The sequence below is a fragment of the Micromonospora arborensis genome, assembly GCF_003205615.1.
GTDB lineage: Bacteria > Actinomycetota > Actinomycetes > Mycobacteriales > Micromonosporaceae > Micromonospora > Micromonospora arborensis.
In genome coordinates this window covers 117,392-135,973 of sequence record NZ_PYBV01000028.1, presented here as the reverse complement: position 1 = coordinate 135,973, position 18,582 = coordinate 117,392, and the positions used below count along the sequence as shown (strand labels likewise).

Below are 18,582 nucleotides of genomic sequence, written 5' to 3'. Positions count from 1 at the left end.
GCCCCGCACCGGCCGGCGGCGTCAGCTGACGCCGCCGGCCGGGCCCTCCTCACCGCCTTTGCTCTGCTTCCTTATACGCAACAGAAACCTGCCCTGAGTGTTGCCTATGACGAAGCAGAGCAAAGGCGTCAACCGGGGTGCCCTGGAGTCGGGGTCAACCGGGGTGCCCTGGAGTCGGGCAGGTGTGTAAGTGAGGGCTCAGCCGCGGGTGACCCGGCGGCGGAACAGGTACCCGCTCACCAGGGCCGCGAGCAGCACCAGGGCGCTGAGTGCCCAGAGCCACCAGCGGTGACCCGACTCGGCGCTCTCACGTGCCAGCGGCACGACCGCCGTCGGGCTGCCGCCCGGCGTCGGGGCGGTGCCACCGCCGGCCGATGACAGGGCGGACGGGCTCGCGGAGGGGTCCGCGGCGGTGCCGGCCGTGAGGGTGAACCGCACCTCGCCCTTCACCGGGTGCCCGTCGCTGGACGCGAGCTGGTAGCCGACAATGTAGAGCCCGGCGGCAGCCGGCTTGAACGGCACCCGCACACGCTTGCCGTCGAAAGCCGGTGGGCCGCCAGCGACCACATTGTCCGGTCCGGTTATTGTGATCTTCGTCGTTGCGGGTGCTGGCTTGGCCAGGAACCGCAGCTCGATCCGGGCGGGCACCGTCGCCACTCGGGCACCGTCGCGCGGATCGCTGCCGGTCAGCGAGTTGTGCGCGGCGGCCGGTGTCGCCGGCACGAGAAACGACACACCGAACGCCACGCCGAGCACCACTGGCACAACTCGCGCAGTACGTGTAACCCTGCCCCCCATGAACCCCTCCGTAAGGGTACGATCCGCCCGCTGATCAGACCGCTCCTCATTAGTTGAGCAGAGATCGCAGATAGTTCCAATTACTGTTCCACAAGCTGCAACTCATCGACGTTCTGCGGAGTCTGTAGGAGTGGGCCTCGACCATCCGGTCGGCGCCGCACCGGCAGACCGGTTCAGGCGTCACAGCGAAGCCATCCATCGAACGGGGCGAGGAGGCGGGATGGTCCGACAGATGAGGCGGTTGGCCGCCGTGCTGGCGGGCACGCTGGCGACGGCGCTGCTGTCGCTCGGCACCGCCGGCCCGGTATCGGCGGCGCCGAACCCGGCACCGGCCGGGGTGGACATCACGGGCGTGGGGTTGTCCGAGCCGCTGCGGTTACGCGCGGACACGCAGCCCGCGCACGCGAGCGCGGTCATCGACCAGGTCAACTTCCTCGGTCGTACCGGCATGCCGCGCGGCCCCAAGCCGGCCGACCTCGGTCCGAAGTACACCATCGTGGTGCTCGCCGGGGAGACACCGAAGCAGACGTACGACCTCTACCCCAAGGCGGTCGGTGGCCCGCGGATCTTCCGGCCGGCGAAGCAGCCGGACGCCCGCAAGACGAGTGCCGGTTGGTTCCTGGGTCGGCTCAGCATGTCCGAGACCCTGCGCACCGCCGGTGTGCCGCTGGAGCGGCAGTTCGACACGGTCAGCGGCGGCGTGGGTGGCGGCGAGCGGGTGCTCCCGGAGGACACGCTCGACCCCGCGAAGGATCTCGACGAGGCTCTCGGCGATCTGCAGCGCCTGCTGCTGCTCAATGTCGGGGTGATGCTGACCATCACGGTCGGCCTCGCCGGGATCGCCCTGCTGATCCGCCGCCGCACCCGCTGACCGCTCGGCGGTGGTCAGCACCAGCGGCGCGGTGGGCGCTCCCGGCGGGTGGCCCGCGGACGCGGCCGGACCGGGCCGTGCCGATGTGCCCCGGCCCAGCCGGGAAGTTCGCTAAGGCAACCAGCGGGGACGTCGGTGTCGGGTTCGGCGAGGTCGCTGGGCTCCGCGCAGCGCTGACGCGGGAGCGCGGTCTCGTCGTCGGCCCGACCGGCGAGCGGATCCGCCGGGTGCGATGGCGTGCCGCCGACCGGCCGGCGGTGCTTGCCGGCCGCCTGCGGGTCGTGCCCCGGCCGGTTGGGCTCGCCCTGGGCGCAGCCGTGCTCGGCCTCCCCGTGCCCCATCCCCGGTCTCCTCACGCTCGCCTCACCCGCGGGTGCCTCCCCCGACGTGCCCTGTCACCGTACTGGCCGGGACCGACGGGCCGCGCGCAGCGTACCTGGGGTCGACACCGGCCAGTCCACGACGACGACGGTGAGCGGGGAATCCGGTAGCGCAGTTCACTGCTTCTTTTCGCGCCGTTCATCCAACGGGGCGGCACCGGCGACCTGGCCGCCGGAGGTGACGACGTCCTCGACCAACAGCACCCGCCGCCCGACCAAGTCCGCCCCCTCGGCCAGCCGGGCCGTCCCGTACGGCTTCGCGGTCTTGCGGCGCGTACCCCTTTCGGCGCATGTCGGTGCCGTCGGCCTCCTCCTCCGGTCGGTGTCCGAGCGTCGGCGGCTGTGGTGGGATCGTGGGCATGCGACCGCCACCGTGGCTCGGCTCCGGCGCCCTTGGCCGCGACCTCGCGCTCGCCGGCGCGTCACTCGTCGGCGGCCTGGTGCTGCACGCCCTGGGTTGGCAACCGCAGTTCCGTCCGGACCCGGTCGTGCCGTCGGCGCTGTTCCTGCCCCCACTGCTGGCGATGTGCGTGGCGGTGGGCCTACGCAGGGTCGCCCCACGCGGAAGCCTTGCCACCGGCACCGCGGCGCTCGCCGTGGACGCCGCGCTCGGCGGTTCGCTGGGGACGATCCTGATCTACACCCAGGTGCTCTACGACGCCTGCGTGTACGGCCCGCCACGGCTGTGGCGGTGGTTGCTGCGGGTAACCATCGGCCTGAGCCTGATCGGCGCCGTCGTCGGCGTACTCGTCGTCGGCGAGTGGCGCGGAGTCGCCATCGGGGTGCCGGTGGTGCTCGCCGGGTTGCTGCCGGTCCTGACCGGCGTCAGCGTGCGGCAGTACCGCGACCAGGCCGCGGCCGAACGGGCGCGGGCCGAGCAGACCGCCCGGTTGGTCGAGTTGGACCGCTGGCAGGCGGTCAGCGCCGAACGGGCGCGGATGGCCCGGGAACTGCACGACGTGGTCGCCAACCACCTGAGCGCAGTCGCCATCCACGCCACCGCCGTGCTGTCCGTGCCCGGGCTGGATCGCGACCAGGTCTCCTCGGCGTTGCGGGTGATCCGGGAGAGCAGCGTGCAGGGCCTGGCCGAGATGCGTCAGATGATCGAGTTGCTGCGCGAGCCGGGCACCAGCGGTGGGCGGGCCCTGGCCGGCGGCGGCACGGTCGTGCCGGAGGCGGTCACCGCGCGGCTCGCCGAGGCGGACGGGTTGGTCGAGCGGATCCAGGCCGCCGGCCTCGCGGTGCGGGTCCGCACCGACGGGACGCCCGGGCCGCTGCCGGTGGGAGTGGACCTCGCCGCCTACCGGATCGTGCAGGAGTCGTTGACCAACGCGCTCAAGCACGGCATGGGTGAGGCGGAGCTGACGATCGCGTATCGGCCGGCGGAGGTGGTGGTGACCGTGGAGAACCCGGTGCGCCGGGGCGGGGCCGGGTTGCCGGGCGCCGGGGCGGGGCTGATCGGGATGCGGGAACGGGCCACCCTGCTGGCCGGCCGGTTCACCGCCGGGCCGCGCGACGGCCGCTGGCAGGTCCGGGCCGCGCTGCCCATCGGGGAGGGCGGGTGACCGGGCCGGCGCGGCCACCGGGCGACGCGGGCACGGCGACGGTACGGGTGGTGCTCGCGGACGACCAGCCGGCGGTACGGGCCGGACTGGCGCTGATCCTGGGCGGTGCGCCGGGTGTCGACGTGGTCGGCGAGGCGGCCGACGGCGACGAGGCGGTGCGGCTGTGTCGGGAGTTGCGCCCGGACGTGGCGGTGCTGGACGTCCGGATGCCCCGCCGGGACGGGATCTCCGCGACCCGGGCGATCGTCACCGACGTGCTCGCCGACGTGCTGGTGCTCACCACCTTCGACCTCGACGAGTACGTCTTCGGCGCGTTGCGCGCCGGCGCGGCCGGGTTCCTGCTCAAGGACACCGACGCCGAGGGCCTGGTGACCGCGGTCCGTACGGTGGCGCGCGGCGACGGGTTCATCGCCCCCGCGGTGACCCGCCGGTTGATCGCCGCCTTCGCGGCCACCGCGCCGGGCGCGTCGGCGGACACCCGGGCCGCGTTGGGCACCCTCACCCCGCGCGAGCGGGACGTGCTGGCCTGTCTCGGCCTGGGCCTGTCCAACCAGCAGATCGCCGACCGGCTGGTGCTGGCGGAGAGCACCACCAAGACACATGTGAGCCGGATCCTGGCGAAGCTGGGTCTGCGCAGCCGGGTGCAGGCCGCGATCCTGGCCCAGGAGTGGGGACTGCCCACTCCCCCGCAACCGTGAGCCGGCCGGCGAATTCGCCTCGACGCTGGCGGGCGGTCCGACCCGGTTGACAGGTGCCGACGTGGATGGCCTGCTCACGACGTGTCAGGCTAGGGCGGTGAGTACGCCGGGCGGTGGGGAGCTGGCGGCCACGCTGCGCCGGATCGAGCGTTCGGCGGGAGCGTTGGCCACCTCCAGCGTGGCCCGGATGGACGAGACGCTGCCGTGGTTCCGGGCGTTGCCGGCCGATCAGCGTTCCTGGGTGATGCTGGTGGCCCAGGCGGGCGCCCGGTCGCTGGTGCAGTGGCTCAGCGAGGGCGGCGGCACGGCGGACAGCACCCAGGAGGTCTCGGACGAGGTCTTCGCCGCCGCCCCGCAGGCGCTGGCCCGCTCGATCACCCTGCAACAGACCGTGGCGTTGATCAAGGTGACCATCGACGTGGTCGAGGAGCAGGTGTCGCAGCTCGCCGCCGAGGGCGAGGAGCAGCAACTGCGCGAAGCGGTCCTGCGCTTCTCCCGGGAGATCGCCTTCGCCGCCGCCCGGGTGTACGCGCGGGCGGCCGAGTCCCGCGGCGCCTGGGACGCCCGGTTGCAGGCCCTGCTGGTCGACGCGCTGTTGCGCGGTGACTCTCCGGACGTGCTGGCCAGTCGGGCCGCGGCGCTCGGTTGGGCGGACGCGCCGCCGGTGGCGGTGGCGGTCGGTCGCTCCCCCGGTGGAGAGGTCTCCGCGGTGCTGCACGTGGTCTACCGGCAGGCCCGCCGGATCGGTGTGGAGGTGATCGGCGGGGTGCACGGTGACCGGTTGGTGATCGTGCTGGGTGGGGCGGCGGACCCGTTGACCGCCACCGCCAAGCTGCTGAGCGCGTTCGGCGACGGGCCGGTGGTGGTCGGTCCGGCCGTACCCAGTCTGGACGAGGCGACCGAGTCGGCGCGGGCCGCGTTGTCCGGTTTCCGGGCGGCGCCGGCCTGGCCCGGTGCCCCCCGTCCGGTGCCGGCCGCCGACCTGTTGCCCGAGCGGGCCCTCGCCGGCGACGCGGAGGCTCGTCGACGGCTGCGGCACGACGTGTACGCGACCCTGGTCCGCGCCGGTGGCGAGCTGCTGGCGACCCTGGACGCCTTCCTGGCTGCCGGTGGCACACTGGAGAGCGCCGCCCGTGCGCTGTTCGTACACCCGAACACGGTGCGTTACCGGCTGCGGCGGATCGCCGAGGTGACCGGCTTCTCGCCGCTGTCTCCCCGGGACGCGTTCGCCCTTCAGGTCGCGCTGACCGTGGGTCGGTTGGATCCGGTCGCCCCGTTCACCCCACCTGTTCCGAGTCAGACAATGACCCCGGCAACCCGGAAAACCGCCCAAAACGGGGATGATACTCGCCGATCTTTGTAGGAAACCTCTAAAGGCACTAGTGCGGTTTGGTCGAAGGCGGCACAGCGTTACCCGCCTGTATCCGGGAGAGTCATAGGCGTGCTCGCCGTACTTAGTCCCGGCCAGGGTTCTCAGAAACCCGGCTTCCTGACCCCCTGGCTCGACCTGACCGGCACTGAGGCGCGACTGCGCGAGTGGTCGGCGCTGGCCGGGGTCGACCTGGTGCACCTGGGCACCGCCGCCGACGCCGACGAGATCAAGGACACCGCCCGCACCCAGCCGCTGCTGGTCGCCGCGGCGCTGCTCGCGGGCGAGCACCTGCCACTGGACGGGGTCGCGCTCACCGCCGGGCACAGCGTCGGCGAGCTGGGCGCCGCCGCCCTGGCCGGTGTGCTGACGGCCGAAGCCGCGATCACCCTCGCCGGCGTACGCGGCCGGGAGATGGCTGCCGCCTGCGCGCTGGAGCCGACCGGAATGGCCGCGATGCTGGGCGGCGACCCCGACGAGGTGCTCGCCGCGATCGAGGCGCACGGGCTGTACCCGGCCAACCGCAACGGCGCCGGGCAGATCGTCGCCGCAGGCGCGCTGGACGGGCTCGACAAGCTCGCCGCCGCGCCGCCCGCCCGGACCCGGATCATCCGACTCCAGGTGGCCGGCGCGTTCCACACCCCGTACATGGCCCCGGCCGAGACCGCGCTCGCCGAGGTCGCCGCCGGGATCACCCCCGCCGACCCGGCCCGGATCCTGCTGTCGAACCTCGACGGCACCGCGGTCGACAACGGCCCGGAGCTGGTGCAGCGCCTGGTCCGCCAGGTCACCGCGCCGGTGCGCTGGGATCTGTGCATGCGTACGCTGGCCGACCTCGGGGTCACCGGCGTGATCGAACTACCACCGGCCGGCACTCTCGCCGGGCTGGTCAAGCGGGACCTCAAGGGCGAGGGCGCGCCAGAGATCGTCACCCTGAACACCCCGGACGACCTGCCGGCCGCACGGGACCTGATTGCCCGTATCGGAGGTCGTTCATGACTGGCAGTCGCATCGTCTCGATGGGGCACTACCAGCCGTCCCGCGTGGTGACCAACGACGACATCGCCCAGCTCGTCGACACCAACGACGAGTGGATCCGCGACCGCGTCGGCATCGTCAGCCGGCGGATCGCCGACACGGAGACGGTGGCTGACATGGCCGCTGCCGCCGCCGGCAAGGCGCTGGCCAACTCGGGCCTGACCGCCGCCGACATCGACCTGGTCGTGGTCGCCACCTGCACGTCGATCGACCGCAGCCCCAACGTGGCCTGCCGGGTCGCCGCCAAGCTGGGCATCACCGCGCCGGGCGCGTACGACGTCAACACCGCCTGCTCGGGCTTCGCGTACGCGCTGGGCACCGTCGACCACGCCATCCGGGCCGGGGCGTCGCGCAACGCGATCGTCATCGGCGCGGAGAAGCTCTCCGACTTCACCGACTGGACCGACCGCTCCACCTGCATCATCTTCGCCGACGGTGCCGGCGCGGCGGTGGTCACCGCCACCGCCGACGACGAGCCGGCCGGGATCGGCCCGGTGGTCTGGGGTTCGGTGCCGGAGAAGAGCGACGCGGTCCGCATCGAGGGCTGGCGCCCGTACGTCCAGCAGGAGGGGCAGGCGGTGTTCCGCTGGGCCACCACCGAGCTGGCGCCGCTGGCCCTGCAGGCCTGCGAGCGCGCCGGGGTCGACCCGTCGGAGCTGGCCGCGTTCGTGCCGCACCAGGCCAACGCCCGCATCATCGACGGCATCGCCAAGCGGCTCAACATCCCCAACGCGATCATCGCGAAGGACATCGTCGAGTCCGGCAACACCTCTGCCGCGAGCGTGCCGCTGGCCCTGTCCAAGCTGGTCGAGCGCCGGGAGGTGCCCTCGGGCGCACCGGTGCTGCTGTTCGGCTTCGGCGGTGGCCTGACCTACGCCGGTCAGGTCGTCCGCTGCCCATGAAGACCACCTCGGGCGCGTACGCGTCGAGGAGTGGCGGTCGGCGACGCCGTCCGTCAGACAACCCCGATGAAAGGAACCAACCGTAATGACGCGTGACGAGATCACCACCGGCCTCGCCGAGATCCTCGAAGAGGTTGCCGGGGTGAACCCGGACGACGTGGCCGAGGGGAAGTCCTTCACCGACGACCTCGACGTCGACTCGCTCTCCATGGTGGAGGTCGTGGTGGCTGCCGAGGAGAAGTTCGGCGTCAAGATCCCGGACAACGAGGTGCAGAACCTCAAGACCGTTGGTGACGCTGTCAGCTACATCGCGGCGCAGTCCTGATCATGAGTCGTCCTGACGTCGTCGTCACCGGGCTCGGCGCGACGACCCCGCTTGGCGGGGACGTCGCGTCGACCTGGGACGCCATGCTCGCCGGCCGCTCCGGGGTGAGTGCCCTCACCCAGGAGTGGGCCGAGCAACTGCCGGTCCGGATCGCCGCCCAGTTGGCCGTGGAGCCGTCCGAGGTGCTGGACCGGGTCCGGCTGCGCCGCCTGGACCGCTCCGAGGCGATCGCGATCATCGCGGCGCAGCAGGCCTGGGCGGACGCCGGCCTCGCCGGCTCCGACCTCGACGGGGAGCGGCTGGCCGTCAGCGTCGGCTCCGGCATCGGCGGTGCCACCACCCTCCTCGCCCAGGACGACATCCTCGAAGCGTCCGGGCCGCGGCGGGTCTCCCCGCACACCATCCCGATGCTGATGCCGAACGGTCCGGCCGCCTGGGTCGGGCTGGAGCTGGGTGCCAAGGCCGGGGTGCACGCGGTGGCCAGCGCCTGCGCCACCGGCGCCGAGGCTATCGCGCTGGGGTTGGACATCATCCGCTCCGGCCGGGCCGACGTGGTGGTGGCCGGCGGCACCGAGGCCGTCATCCACCCGCTGCCGATCGCCGGCTTCAGCTCGATGCGGGCCATGTCGACCCGCAACGACGAGCCGCAGCGCGCCTCCCGACCGTGGGACCGGGGCCGGGACGGCTTCGTCCTCGGCGAGGGCGCCGGCATCCTGGTGCTGGAGCGGGCCGAGCACGCCGCAGCCCGGGGCGCCCGGGTGTACGCGCGGCTCGCCGGAGCCGGCATCACCTCGGACGCGTACGACATCGTCCAGCCGCACGCCGAGGGTGAGGGCGCCATCCGGGCCATCGCCAAGGCGATCGCGGACGCGGATGTGGCCAAGCAGGACATCGTGCACGTCAACGCGCACGCCACCTCGACGCCGGTCGGTGACATGCTGGAGATCGGCGGGCTGCACAAGGCGCTCGGCGACCACCCGGTGCTGTCCGCGACGAAGTCGATGACCGGTCACCTGCTCGGTGCGGCCGGCGCGCTGGAGTCGATCGCCACCATCCTGGCCATCCGCGACAGTGTCGTCCCTCCGACGATCAACCTCGACGACCCGGAGCCCGGTCTCACCCTGGATGTCGCGGCACACAAGGCACGCCACATGGAGATCCCCGCCGCGTTGAACAACGCGTTCGGCTTCGGCGGCCACAACGTGGCGCTCGTCTTCGCGCGGCCCTGAGGCCCTGCGAGGGAGTCGCGGGAGGACGCCCGGGCGCTGACCGCCGCACACGGCAAGCGCCCGCCGCAGAAGTTGAGGAAGGGTCCCCACCCGTCGCCTGGCGATGAGTGGGGACCCTTCCTCCGTTCAGCCTCGGTTGCGGGGGTGCCGTTTCGCGGTGCGCTCGTTGCCGTGGCGGTAGTTGCCGGTCCAGCGGGCCATCACCAACTGCGGGTCGTCGTCGACCTCGGCGAGGAACTCCGCTGCCCGTCCACCCCGCAGCGTGCCGGCCACCCGTCCGTGGTGCGTGATCACCACCGTGCCGTCCGCCCGCACCACGTACCGGAATCCCTCTGCCGCTCCCATCCCGGGAGGTTGTCAGACCGACCGGGGGCGAGGCGACCCGTTTTGGGGCCGGTGAGGTCGCCCCGAGCACGACCGGCGGGTGCCGCTCCACGCGGGATCCTGCGGGACCGGCCGCCTGGACGGCAACGGCTACGATGCGGGCGTGCCCGACGACAGCGCGGACGGCATCGATCCGGAGCCCAGTCGACGGTTCGTGGTCTGCGGCGACAACGCTCTGGCCCGCCGACTGATCACCGAGTTGGTCGACCGGTACGGCGTCGCGGTCACTGCCCTGCTGCCATCGTTGACCGACAACCACGCGCCGGACATCGCCGAGCTCGCGTCGGTTGCCGATACGGCGGGCCCGCGCCCCGAGGTGGTGGTGGCCCGCCGGCTGACCGCCGAGGTCCTGGACGCCGCCGGCGTACGGGCTGCGGCGGCGGTCGCGCTGGTCAGTGCCGACGACGTGGCCAACGTGGACGCCGCGTTGATCATCCGGGAGTTCGATCCGGACGTTCGGATCGTGGTTCGCCTGTTCAATCCGGTGCTCGGCGAGGGCGTGGCCACCATGCTCGGCGACTGCGCGGTGTTGTCCGGGTCGGAGATCGCCGCGCCCGCGTTCGTCGCGGCCACACTTGGCGACGACACGCCGACCTTCCTGCGGCTGCCCGACGACGAACTGTTGCGGACGGCGAGCCGGGACGCCCTCGACCCGGCCACCACGGACGTGGTCTGCGCGCTGGCCGACACCAGCGGCCCCGAGCCGATCACTCTGCCGGAGGACGAGGATTCCGCCGATCTGGTGCTGGTGCGGGCGTACGGTCGGCGGCGAACGGTCCGGGCCCGACCTCGGCGCCGTCTGCTGCGGACCGCCCGGCTGATCCTCGGCCGACGCCTGCGCTGGGCGCTGGGTGCCTCGGCGGCGCTGCTCGTCGTCGGTAGTGTGATGCTCGGACAGGCCCGGGACCTGGACCCGGTGCAGGCCGGCTACCTGACGCTGCTCACCGCGCTGGGCAGCGCGGAAGCGGACCCCGCCGGGTCGCTGGTGGAGAAGCTCACCGCGCTGCTGCTGGTGATCACCGGGGTGGCCCTGGTCCCCACGGTGACCGCCCTGGTGGTCGATTCGGTGGTACGGGCCCGGCTGGCGGTCGCGGCCGGTCGGCTCACCGACCCACTCGACGGTCACGTGATCGTGGTCGGGCTGGGCAACGTCGGCACCCGAGTGGTGCAGGAACTGCACTCGTTCGGCTTGACCGTGGTGGCGGTGGACCGGGCGCCGACCGCCCGTGGCGTGGCGGTGGCCCGCGAGCTGGGCGTGCCGTACCTGATCGGAGACGCGACCAGCCCGGAGACCTTGCGGGCGGCGTCCGTCTCGACCTGCCGAGCGCTGGTGGTGCTCTGCGCCGACGACGTGACCAACCTGGAGACCGCACTGCTCGGTCGTTCGCTGCACAGGGCAGCAAATGGTGCGGTGGCGGCTCCGCTGCGGGTGGTGCTGCGGCTGTTCGACGAGGGGTTCGCGTCTCGGGTGCAGCGCGCCTTCGGGATCAACCACTCGCGAAGCGTCTCGTACCTGGCCGCGCCGGCGTTCGCCGCGGCCATGATGGGCCGAGAGGTGATCGACACGATCTCGGTGGGGCGGCGGGTCCTGTTGGTCGCCGAGTTGCCGGTTGGTGCCGGCTCGGACCTGGAAGGCCGCTCCTGTCCACAGGTCAGCCGCCCGCGCGAGGCCCGGGTGATCGCGATGCGGACCGGGCGGGCCGGGCAGACCATCTGGTCTCTGCCGCAACGGCGGCCCCTGGTACGCACCGATCGGCTGCTGGTCGTCGCCACGCGGGCCGGGTTGGCGGCGCTGCTCGCCCGCACGGTGCCCAGCGTCGACCCGCCACCGATGTCGCCGGCCACGCTCGGCGGGACGCCGCTACGGCTGTTGCGCCCACCGGCGACCCGCCAGCCGCCCGCCCGGCCCGGCGAGGACGACCCGCCGCCGGCCGCCGGGGACGCCACCGACCGGCCGACGGCCGAGGGCGGGCGCTGACCCGTTCGCGGCGACGGGTCAGCTCGCGCAGGCGGTGGCCGGCAGGCCGGGCACGGCCACCGGGGACCGGCCTCCCGGCCGGGCCTTGCCGGCCAGCACGGCGGCCAGTGCGGTCATCGACGCCCGGCTGGAGGAGTAGGTCGCCAGCAGCGTCGGTGACTTCGCGTCGGCCAGCACGTACGGGGTGTCCATGGCGACGGTGACCGCCGCGTCGGGGCGCAGGTCCTTGGCGGCGTCGCCGTAGCCCACCAGGTGCACGATCGTGCCACCGCTGGCCTTGACCGGCACCCCGGCGGCGGTCAGCGCGGCGGTGAGCGTGGCCCGGGTGCCGTCCCGACCACTGGAGGAGGTGACGGTGACCGGCCCGCGCACCGCGCCCCCGCAGGTGCCCCGCAGCACGGTGACGGCGGCGGCGGCCAGCGCGTCGGCCGCCGCCCGGTGAGCCGGGGTGGCGAGCGTGGACATCTGCGCGGTGGGGAGTTCCGCGAGCCGGAACTTCATGGTCAGTACCCGGGTGACCGCCTCGACCAGCCGGGTCCGGGGCAGTGACCCGCCGCGCAGCGCGGCGAGCAACCCGTCGTACGCCTGACCGACGTTCGGGGTCATCAGGATGAGGTCGTTTCCGGCGTTCAGCGCCCGGACCGCCGCCTCGCCCGGAGCCCAGCGCTTCGCGGGCGGCATGTTCATGCCGTCGGTGATCACCACGCCCTTGAAGCCGAGCTGACCGCGCAGCACGTCGGTGAGCAGCTTGTGCGAGAAGGTCGCCGGGGTTCCCGGGTCGATCGCACGGGCGTCCAGGTGCCCGGACATCACCGCCATCGCCCCGGCGTCGAACCCCGCGGTGAACGGTGGCCAGGCGCCGCTCTGCAACGCCGCGGCGGACTGGGTGAGCACCGGCAGATCCTGGTGCGAGTCGTCGGCGCTGTGGCCGTGCCCGGGGAAGTGCTTCAGGGTGGCCGCGACACCCTCCGCCTGCAGGCCACGGACGGCCCCGCCGACCTGCGCCGCGGCCTGCTTCGGGTCGGCGCCGAAGGAACGGGAGCCGATCACGGTGCTGCGGGTGGCCAGCACGTCGGCCACCGGGGCGAAGTCGACGTTGATCCCCATCGCGGCCAACTCGGAACCGGCGGCCCGCCAGGCGGCCTCGGTGAGCTTCGGGTCGCCGGCGGCGCCCGCGGCGAGGGCGCTGGGCAGCACGGTGACCCCGTCGGTCACCCGGGTCACGACGCCGTACTCCTGGTCGGTGCCGATCAGCAGCGGCGCGGAGCCGGCGGCGAGCCGGCCGGCGGCGGCACGCAGCCCGGTGGTGAGCGCGTGCACCTGCTTCGGGTTGTCGACGTTCGTGGTCTCCTGGTTGCCCTTGGTCGGGTCGTCGGCGCTGAAGCCGACCAGGATCAGACCGCCCAGCCGGTACTTGGCGATCATGTCGGCCGGGGTGTCGACCCCGGCGAGGGCCTGGTTACCCGCCGCCGACCCGGCCGAGACCTTCGTCGCCGAGTCGCCGTACGCGTAGGGCATCAGCACCTGGCCGACCAGGTCTTCGTCGGACAGCGTGGCGACGAGCGCGGCGGCGCGGCCGGCGGGGTCGCTGGCCGGCGGTGCGGCGGGGGCGCTCGGGCCGGCGGAGGTGCCGGTCGGAGCGGGCGTCGGGGCGGGACGGTCCGGTGCACCCGAGCAGCCGGAGACGAGCAGGACGGTCAGGGTGGCGACAGCGACACGAGCGCGCCACGGGCGATTCGACACGCCGCCTATCCCACCAGTTCCCCCTTATCGGGGCAACTTGACCTTACCGCCCGCACGCGCCGACAACGGCGTGCGCGCAGGTGGCCCGACTCGCAGGGCGCGCGGGTCAGCCGACCCGGGTGAGCAAGGTCACCGGGGCGCCGTCGCCGGCGTACCGGTACGGCTCCAGGTCAGCGTCCCACGCGGTGCCGAGCGCCTTGTCCAGTGCGTGCGCCAGCGCCTCCGGAGCCCGGGAGGCGGCCATCAGCGCCCGTAGTCGGTCCTCGCCGAGCTGGATGTCCCCCGCCACGCCGACGGTGGCCCGGAACAGACCACGGGCCGGCACGTACATGAAACGCTCACCGTCGACACCGGGACTCGGTTCTTCGGTGACCTCGAAACGGATCATGGGCCACTGCCGTAGGGCAGCAGCCAGCTCGGCGCCCGTCCCCGGACGACCGGTCCACCCGCACTCGGCCCGGCGTGCGCCGGGGTCGACGGGCTGAGCCGTCCACTGCAGGTTGACCGGCGCGGCTAGGACGCGCGCGATCGCCCACTCGACGTGCGAGCACACGGCGAGCGGGGTCGAGTGGACGTATACGACGCCACGCGTTGGCACGGTGACCTCCCGGAGAGCGAGGTGCGTCTTCCCCTACGACCTCGTCCACCCAGGTGGTTGCTGCAACACATGATGACTGGTGTGACGCGTGGTGCGCCAGGGAATCGGAAAAAACGCCGGGTGGAATAGCCGGACGGGTGGCCGCCGTTGCCTCTCAGGACACCGCGACGACCAGCATGATGTCGTGGTCCTGTACAGTTCCACCGGCGGCTTATGCCGCGTTACACCTTCGCGGGCCGAGTGCAGTGCGGCCCGCACACAGCCCCCGGACGTCCAGTCCTCCCGTACGTCTTGCAAGGAGTACCTCCGTGGCGAGCAACACCTCTAAGACCGCGCGCGCGTCCGTCCGGGCCGGCCAGGCTGGCCAGGGTGGCGCCCTCAGCGTGCTGGGCGAGTTCAAGTACCTCATCCCGCTCAACGGCGGCAAGCACGCCTACGTGCGGAACCTGACCAACGGCAAGACCGCGCACCTGCGCACGGACTCCGACGCCTTCGTCGAGGAGATCCGCGTACTGGCCGCCGCCGGCCACGCCGCCAAGATCCGGGCGGAGATCAACAACCTGGCTGCCACCCACCCGGGTGACGGCTGGGAGGCCACCGAGAAGCGCCTGGTCGCGGCCGGCGTCTTCGAGGGCTGAGCCCTTCCCCACCGCATCATCGAAACCGCCCGCCGGGACTTCCCGGCGGGCGGTTTCGCGTCCCGGCAGGCTCGGCCCGCGTCCCGGCAGGCTCAGCCCGCGTCGAGCAGGACGACCTCGCCGGTGGCGAGGTCGTAGAGGCCGCCGACCACGGCCACCCGACCGGCGGCGACCGGCCCGGCCAACAGGTCGTCCGCGCGCAGGGTGTGCACGGTTCGCCGGACGTGCCGGCGGATCGCGAGCGGCTGTACCGCCGGGTCGTCGAGCCCCGCCTCGGTCACCGCCGGGGCGATCTCGTCCACCAGGTGCGCCAGCGAGCCTCCGGGCCGCACCCCGCTGCGCAGCGCGTCCACGGTGGCGCCCACCGCGCCGCACCGCTCGTGACCGAGGACCAGCACCAGCGGTACGCCGAGCTGGCCGACCACGTACTCGATCGACCCGCACACCGCGCGATCGAGCACGTGCCCACCGGTACGGATCACGCAGATCGCGCCGAAGGTCTGGTCGAAGATCGCCTCCAGCGGCACCCGTGAGTCGATGCAGCCGAGCACCACCGCGTACGGCTGCTGGTCGCCCGAGGCGGCGGCCGCGGCGGCCGTGACGTCGTGCCCGTGCACCGGCTGGCCGCTGACGAACCGTCGATTACCGGCGAGCAGGTCGGCCAGTGCGGCGCGTGGTGTGCCGCCGGCCTGCCGGCCCTGCCCCGACGTGTCGCCCATGGGCGCTCCCGACGACCCCATGCCGTTCAGCTTGGCCCGCCGCCGGCGACCAGGGGCGAGGTCGGGAATGTTAGCCACGGCGCGATTGGCGTGGTGTCATGGCGGGTAGCCGGTGTTACCACCGGGTATCGGAGGTGCTGGTGGTGCCGGGCGGCCCTGGGGAGGTGGCGATGCCGGAGCGGTTCGAGGTCGCTCTGCCGGACGGCGTGCGGCTCAACGTCGAGGCGACGGGGCCGACGGACGCCCCGGTCACCGCCATCCTGTTGCATGGCTGGACGCTGGATGGCCGCGCCTGGCACCGGCAGGTCGACGCGCTCACCTCGGCACCGGCCGGTGGGGCGGTGCGGGTGGTCACCTACGACGCGCGGGGGCACGGCCGGTCGAGCTGCATGGCGCTGCCCACGGCCACCCTGGCCCAGCTCGGCGACGACCTGGCCACGGTGCTCGACGCGGTGGCGCCCAGCGGGCCGGTGGTCCTGGTCGGGCACTCGATGGGCGGCATGACGATCATGGAGTACGCGCACCGCCACCCCACGCACTTCGCCGCCCGTACGGCCGGGCTGGTCTTCGTCTCGACCACCGCCGAGGGGCACACGCACACCGTCTACGGGCTCTCCCCGCGGATCGCCCGCCTGATCCGGCTGGCCGAGACGACCGGTGCCGGCGTGCTGGCCCGCTGCGGCTCGTGGCGAGCGCCGCGAGCACTGCTGAACGCGCTGCAGCCGAGCATCCGGTGGATGCTCTTCGGTGACCGCTGCGAGCCGGCCGACATCCGCCTGGTGACGTCGGCGGTGGCTCGTGCCGCGCTGCGGTCGATCGGCGGGTTCCGGGCCTCCTTCGGCACTCAACACCGACTGGACACCCTCGCCGCGTTGGCGCATCTGCCGGCTGCGGCCCTGGTCGGCGATCGGGACCGGCTGACCCCACCGCCGTGCGCCGAGTCGATCGCGGCGGCCCTGCCGGCCACCGAGCTGACCGTCTGCCCGGGTGCCGGGCACATGCTGATGCTGGAACGCCCGGACGTGGTCAACGCCGCGCTCACCGGTGTCCTGCGCCGGGTGCTCGCCGAACTGCCGCCCCGCATCGGCGGCACGACACCCGCCGGAGCGGGTGCCTGAGCACGTTCCCGCACCTCGGCCGGCGCGGGCTGGGCCGGGGGCCGTACCCTTCTGCGGTTGGCTTGCGCGGTTCCCGCCGCCTGCCGGCGACCTTCGAAGGAGCGTGTGTTGACCGACCAGACCGGCCTGGAGCAGGAGATTGCCGTCGAGCAACGACACCTCGACCGGGTGTACGCACGACTGGCCGAACTGCGGCGCTCGGCGGTCCGCGCCGAGCGCGACGGCTACCGGATGGCCCGGGTGGGCACGTTCGGCGCGCTGGTCGAGCGTGACGCGATGGTCTTCCACGCGGCGCAGCGGCGGCACGCCCTGGACGCCGAGTACGAGGGGCTGGTCTTCGGCCGGCTGGACCTGCGCGACCGTCAGGTGCTGCACGTCGGGCGACTCGGGATCCGCGACGAGGACGCCACCACGCTGGTCGTCGACTGGCGAGCGCCGGCCGCTGCCGCCTTCTACCAGGCGACCCCGGCGCAGCCGCTGGACGTGGTGCGGCGCCGCACGATCCAGTCCCGCGCCGAGCGGGTCACCCGGATCGAGGACGACCTGCTCGACCCGACGGCCGCCCCGGAGGGGATGACGGTCGTCGGTGACGGTGCGTTGCTGGCCACCCTGTCCAAGGCCACCGGCCGGGGCATGCGGGACATCGTGGCGACGATCCAGCGGGAGCAGGACGAGGCGATCCGCTCGCCTGGCTCCGGGGTGACGATCGTCGCGGGCGGCCCCGGCACCGGCAAGACCGCGGTCGCTCTGCACCGGGCCGCGTTCCTGCTCTATTCCGACCGCAGCCGGTACGCCGGCGGCGGCATCCTGGTGGTCGGCCCGTCGGGGGTCTTCGTCGAGTACATCGCGTCGGTGCTGCCGTCGCTCGGTGAGGACACCGCGACCCTGCACTCGCTGGGCACTCTCTTTCCGGGGATGACCGCCACCCGCCCCGACCCGCCGGAGGTCGCGGCGGTGAAGGGCTCGCTGCGGATGCGCCGGGTGCTGGAGCGGGCGGCCCGCGACGCGGTGCCCGGCGGCCCGGGTGAGCTGCGGCTGCTCTACCGGGGCACACTGCTGCGGCTGGACCGGGCCGAGCTGGACCGGATCCGGGATCGCGCGCTGCACCGGGGCGCCCGGCGCAACGAGGTGCGCCGGGCCGGCTTCGACGGGGTGTTCGCCGCGCTCTGGGCGCAGGCCCGGGAGGTCGGCATCCGGCTGCCGGAGCAGCGGACCTTCGAGGGCGAGATCGCCGAGCGGGCCGAGTTCCGGGAGTTCCTGAAGGCGTGGTGGCCTCGGCTGCACCCTCGGCACGTGCTCGGCTGGCTGGCCCGGCCGGACCGGCTGCGCCGGTACGCGAGCGGGATCCTCTCCAACGCGGAGATCCGGCTGCTCAGCGCCGCGTACCGGAGCCTGGACACCGACGGGCTGACCATTGCCGACATCGCGTTGTTGGACGAGTTGGACGCGCTGCTCGGTAAGCCGGCGAAGCCGGCCCGGGCCCGGCGCGACCCGTTCCAGTTGGCGGGCGGCGTACGCGAGCTGACCACCGCGAGCGACCGGCAGCGGGCGGCCCGGGCGGCGGCCCGGGAACGTCCGGAGGACTACCGGGACTACGCGCACGTGGTGGTGGACGAGGCACAGGACGTCTCGCCGATGCAGTGGCGGATGGTCGGTCGGCGCGGCCACCTGGCGTCCTGGACGGTGGTGGGCGATCCCGCACAGACCGCGTGGACCGGCGATCCGGAGGAGCTGACCCGGGCCCGCGACCAGGCGCTGGGCCGGCGCAAGCGGCACGACTTCACGCTCACCACCAACTACCGCAACTCGGCGGAGATCTTCGCGGTGGCGGCGGCGGAGATCCGCCGGCTCTACCCTGACCTGCCGCTGCCGACCGCCGTCCGCTCCACCGGGGTCGACCCGGTCGAGCTGGTGGTGCCCGCGACGGAGTTGGAGACCGCCACCGTGCAGGCGGCGGCCGGTCTGCTGGCCGAGGTGGAGGGCACGGTCGGGGTGATCACGCCGGTCCCCCGCCGCGACGAGGTCGCCGGCTGGCTCGCCGCACTCGCCGCGCCGCGCCTGCAGGTGGTGACCAGCCTGGAGGCCAAGGGCATGGAGTACGACGGGGTGGTGCTGGTCGCCCCGAGCGAGATCCGGGCGGATCCGGGTGCCGGCGTACGCACCCTGTACGTGGCGCTCTCCCGGGCCACTCAGCGACTCACCACCATCGACCCGACCGACTGATCCGTG

At 73.3% G+C, this 18,582-nt stretch carries 18 protein-coding genes; 12 read left to right on the top strand and 6 right to left on the bottom strand.

What is annotated here, in order from left to right:
- Nucleotides 1-198: 198 nt before the first annotated feature.
- Complete coding sequence (locus C7C45_RS22375; protein ID WP_244200499.1) at nt 199-747, bottom strand: copper resistance CopC family protein; 549 nt, start codon at nt 745-747, stop codon at nt 199-201.
- A 271-nt stretch (nt 748-1,018) separates the two neighbouring features.
- Between C7C45_RS22375 and C7C45_RS22370 the strand changes: the two genes are divergently transcribed.
- Nucleotides 1,019-1,669 (top strand): hypothetical protein, encoded by a 651-nt coding sequence (locus tag C7C45_RS22370; protein WP_110565645.1) that lies wholly within the window; start codon nt 1,019-1,021, stop codon nt 1,667-1,669.
- Between the two features lie 14 nt (nt 1,670-1,683).
- On the opposite strand, the gene C7C45_RS22365 is transcribed toward C7C45_RS22370, so the two are convergent.
- Nucleotides 1,684-2,010: a hypothetical protein gene (locus C7C45_RS22365; RefSeq protein ID WP_110565644.1), complete on the bottom strand. Its 327-nt coding sequence runs from the start codon at nt 2,008-2,010 to the stop codon at nt 1,684-1,686.
- Nucleotides 2,011-2,408: 398 nt separating this feature from the next.
- On the opposite strand from C7C45_RS22365, the gene C7C45_RS22355 reads away from it, so the two are divergent.
- The 7 genes from C7C45_RS22355 (at nt 2,409) to fabF (ending at nt 9,175) form a co-directional block, all read left to right on the top strand.
- Complete coding sequence (locus tag C7C45_RS22355) at nt 2,409-3,614, top strand: sensor histidine kinase (RefSeq protein ID WP_110565643.1); 1,206 nt, start codon at nt 2,409-2,411, stop codon at nt 3,612-3,614.
- Nucleotides 3,611-4,312 (top strand): response regulator, encoded by a 702-nt coding sequence (locus tag C7C45_RS22350; protein ID WP_110565642.1) that lies wholly within the window; start codon nt 3,611-3,613, stop codon nt 4,310-4,312. Before C7C45_RS22355 ends, C7C45_RS22350 begins: the two co-directional genes overlap by 4 nt.
- Before the next feature lie 25 nt (nt 4,313-4,337).
- Nucleotides 4,338-5,675 (top strand): PucR family transcriptional regulator, encoded by a 1,338-nt coding sequence (locus tag C7C45_RS22345; RefSeq protein WP_280101388.1) that lies wholly within the window; start codon nt 4,338-4,340, stop codon nt 5,673-5,675.
- Between the two features lie 78 nt (nt 5,676-5,753).
- Nucleotides 5,754-6,680 carry an ACP S-malonyltransferase gene (locus C7C45_RS22340; RefSeq protein WP_110565640.1) on the top strand — a complete coding sequence of 309 codons (927 nt, stop codon included), beginning with the start codon at nt 5,754-5,756 and terminating at the stop codon, nt 6,678-6,680.
- Complete coding sequence (locus C7C45_RS22335) at nt 6,677-7,621, top strand: beta-ketoacyl-ACP synthase III (RefSeq protein ID WP_110565639.1); 945 nt, start codon at nt 6,677-6,679, stop codon at nt 7,619-7,621. The genes C7C45_RS22340 and C7C45_RS22335 overlap by 4 nt, the downstream gene beginning before the upstream one ends.
- Nucleotides 7,622-7,706: 85 nt before the next feature.
- Nucleotides 7,707-7,946 (top strand): acyl carrier protein, encoded by a 240-nt coding sequence (locus C7C45_RS22330; protein ID WP_030330276.1) that lies wholly within the window; start codon nt 7,707-7,709, stop codon nt 7,944-7,946.
- A 2-nt stretch (nt 7,947-7,948) separates the two neighbouring features.
- Nucleotides 7,949-9,175 (top strand): beta-ketoacyl-ACP synthase II, encoded by a 1,227-nt coding sequence (fabF, locus tag C7C45_RS22325; protein ID WP_110565638.1) that lies wholly within the window; start codon nt 7,949-7,951, stop codon nt 9,173-9,175.
- A 126-nt stretch (nt 9,176-9,301) separates the two neighbouring features.
- Here fabF and C7C45_RS22320 read toward each other — a convergent pair whose 3' ends face one another.
- Nucleotides 9,302-9,520 carry a hypothetical protein gene (locus C7C45_RS22320; RefSeq protein WP_110565637.1) on the bottom strand — a complete coding sequence of 73 codons (219 nt, stop codon included), beginning with the start codon at nt 9,518-9,520 and terminating at the stop codon, nt 9,302-9,304.
- A gap of 142 nt (nt 9,521-9,662) precedes the next feature.
- Between C7C45_RS22320 and C7C45_RS22315 the strand changes: the two genes are divergently transcribed.
- Nucleotides 9,663-11,537, top strand: a complete 1,875-nt coding sequence (locus C7C45_RS22315) for a potassium channel family protein (RefSeq protein WP_167454792.1) — start codon at nt 9,663-9,665, stop codon at nt 11,535-11,537.
- A gap of 18 nt (nt 11,538-11,555) precedes the next feature.
- Here C7C45_RS22315 and C7C45_RS22310 read toward each other — a convergent pair whose 3' ends face one another.
- Together C7C45_RS22310 and C7C45_RS22305 are read right to left on the bottom strand one after the other, a co-directional pair.
- Entirely contained in the window at nt 11,556-13,289 is a 1,734-nt protein-coding gene (locus tag C7C45_RS22310; RefSeq protein WP_110565635.1) for a glycoside hydrolase family 3 protein, read from the bottom strand.
- A 97-nt stretch (nt 13,290-13,386) separates the two neighbouring features.
- Entirely contained in the window at nt 13,387-13,878 is a 492-nt protein-coding gene (locus C7C45_RS22305; RefSeq protein WP_110565634.1) for a DUF3145 domain-containing protein, read from the bottom strand.
- 308 nt (nt 13,879-14,186) lie between these two features.
- Between C7C45_RS22305 and C7C45_RS22300 the strand changes: the two genes are divergently transcribed.
- The gene (locus C7C45_RS22300) at nt 14,187-14,516 is read left to right on the top strand and encodes a hypothetical protein (RefSeq protein ID WP_030330285.1); all 330 of its coding nucleotides are present in this window, start codon (nt 14,187-14,189) and stop codon (nt 14,514-14,516) included.
- A gap of 92 nt (nt 14,517-14,608) precedes the next feature.
- Here C7C45_RS22300 and C7C45_RS22295 read toward each other — a convergent pair whose 3' ends face one another.
- On the bottom strand, nt 14,609-15,235 hold the full coding sequence (locus tag C7C45_RS22295; protein WP_110565633.1) for a carbonic anhydrase: 627 nt from the start codon (nt 15,233-15,235) through the stop codon (nt 14,609-14,611).
- A 170-nt stretch (nt 15,236-15,405) separates the two neighbouring features.
- On the opposite strand from C7C45_RS22295, the gene C7C45_RS22290 reads away from it, so the two are divergent.
- Nucleotides 15,406-16,353, top strand: a complete 948-nt coding sequence (locus C7C45_RS22290) for an alpha/beta fold hydrolase (RefSeq protein ID WP_110565770.1) — start codon at nt 15,406-15,408, stop codon at nt 16,351-16,353.
- Between the two features lie 108 nt (nt 16,354-16,461).
- Nucleotides 16,462-18,576: a HelD family protein gene (locus C7C45_RS22285; protein ID WP_110565769.1), complete on the top strand. Its 2,115-nt coding sequence runs from the start codon at nt 16,462-16,464 to the stop codon at nt 18,574-18,576.
- The last annotated feature ends 6 nt before the right edge of the window (nt 18,577-18,582 follow it).

Coding starts and splice junctions, on each gene's coding strand:
- C7C45_RS22370 (WP_110565645.1), top strand. CDS start 1,019: ATGGTCCGACAGATGAGGCGGTTGGCCGCCGTGCTGGCGGGCACGCTG.
- C7C45_RS22365 (WP_110565644.1), bottom strand. CDS start 2,010: ATGGGGCACGGGGAGGCCGAGCACGGCTGCGCCCAGGGCGAGCCCAAC.
- C7C45_RS22355 (WP_110565643.1), top strand. CDS start 2,409: ATGCGACCGCCACCGTGGCTCGGCTCCGGCGCCCTTGGCCGCGACCTC.
- C7C45_RS22335 (WP_110565639.1), top strand. CDS start 6,677: ATGACTGGCAGTCGCATCGTCTCGATGGGGCACTACCAGCCGTCCCGC.
- C7C45_RS22330 (WP_030330276.1), top strand. CDS start 7,707: ATGACGCGTGACGAGATCACCACCGGCCTCGCCGAGATCCTCGAAGAG.
- fabF (WP_110565638.1), top strand. CDS start 7,949: ATGAGTCGTCCTGACGTCGTCGTCACCGGGCTCGGCGCGACGACCCCG.
- C7C45_RS22320 (WP_110565637.1), bottom strand. CDS start 9,520: ATGGGAGCGGCAGAGGGATTCCGGTACGTGGTGCGGGCGGACGGCACG.
- C7C45_RS22295 (WP_110565633.1), bottom strand. CDS start 15,235: ATGGGCGACACGTCGGGGCAGGGCCGGCAGGCCGGCGGCACACCACGC.
- C7C45_RS22290 (WP_110565770.1), top strand. CDS start 15,406: ATGCCGGAGCGGTTCGAGGTCGCTCTGCCGGACGGCGTGCGGCTCAAC.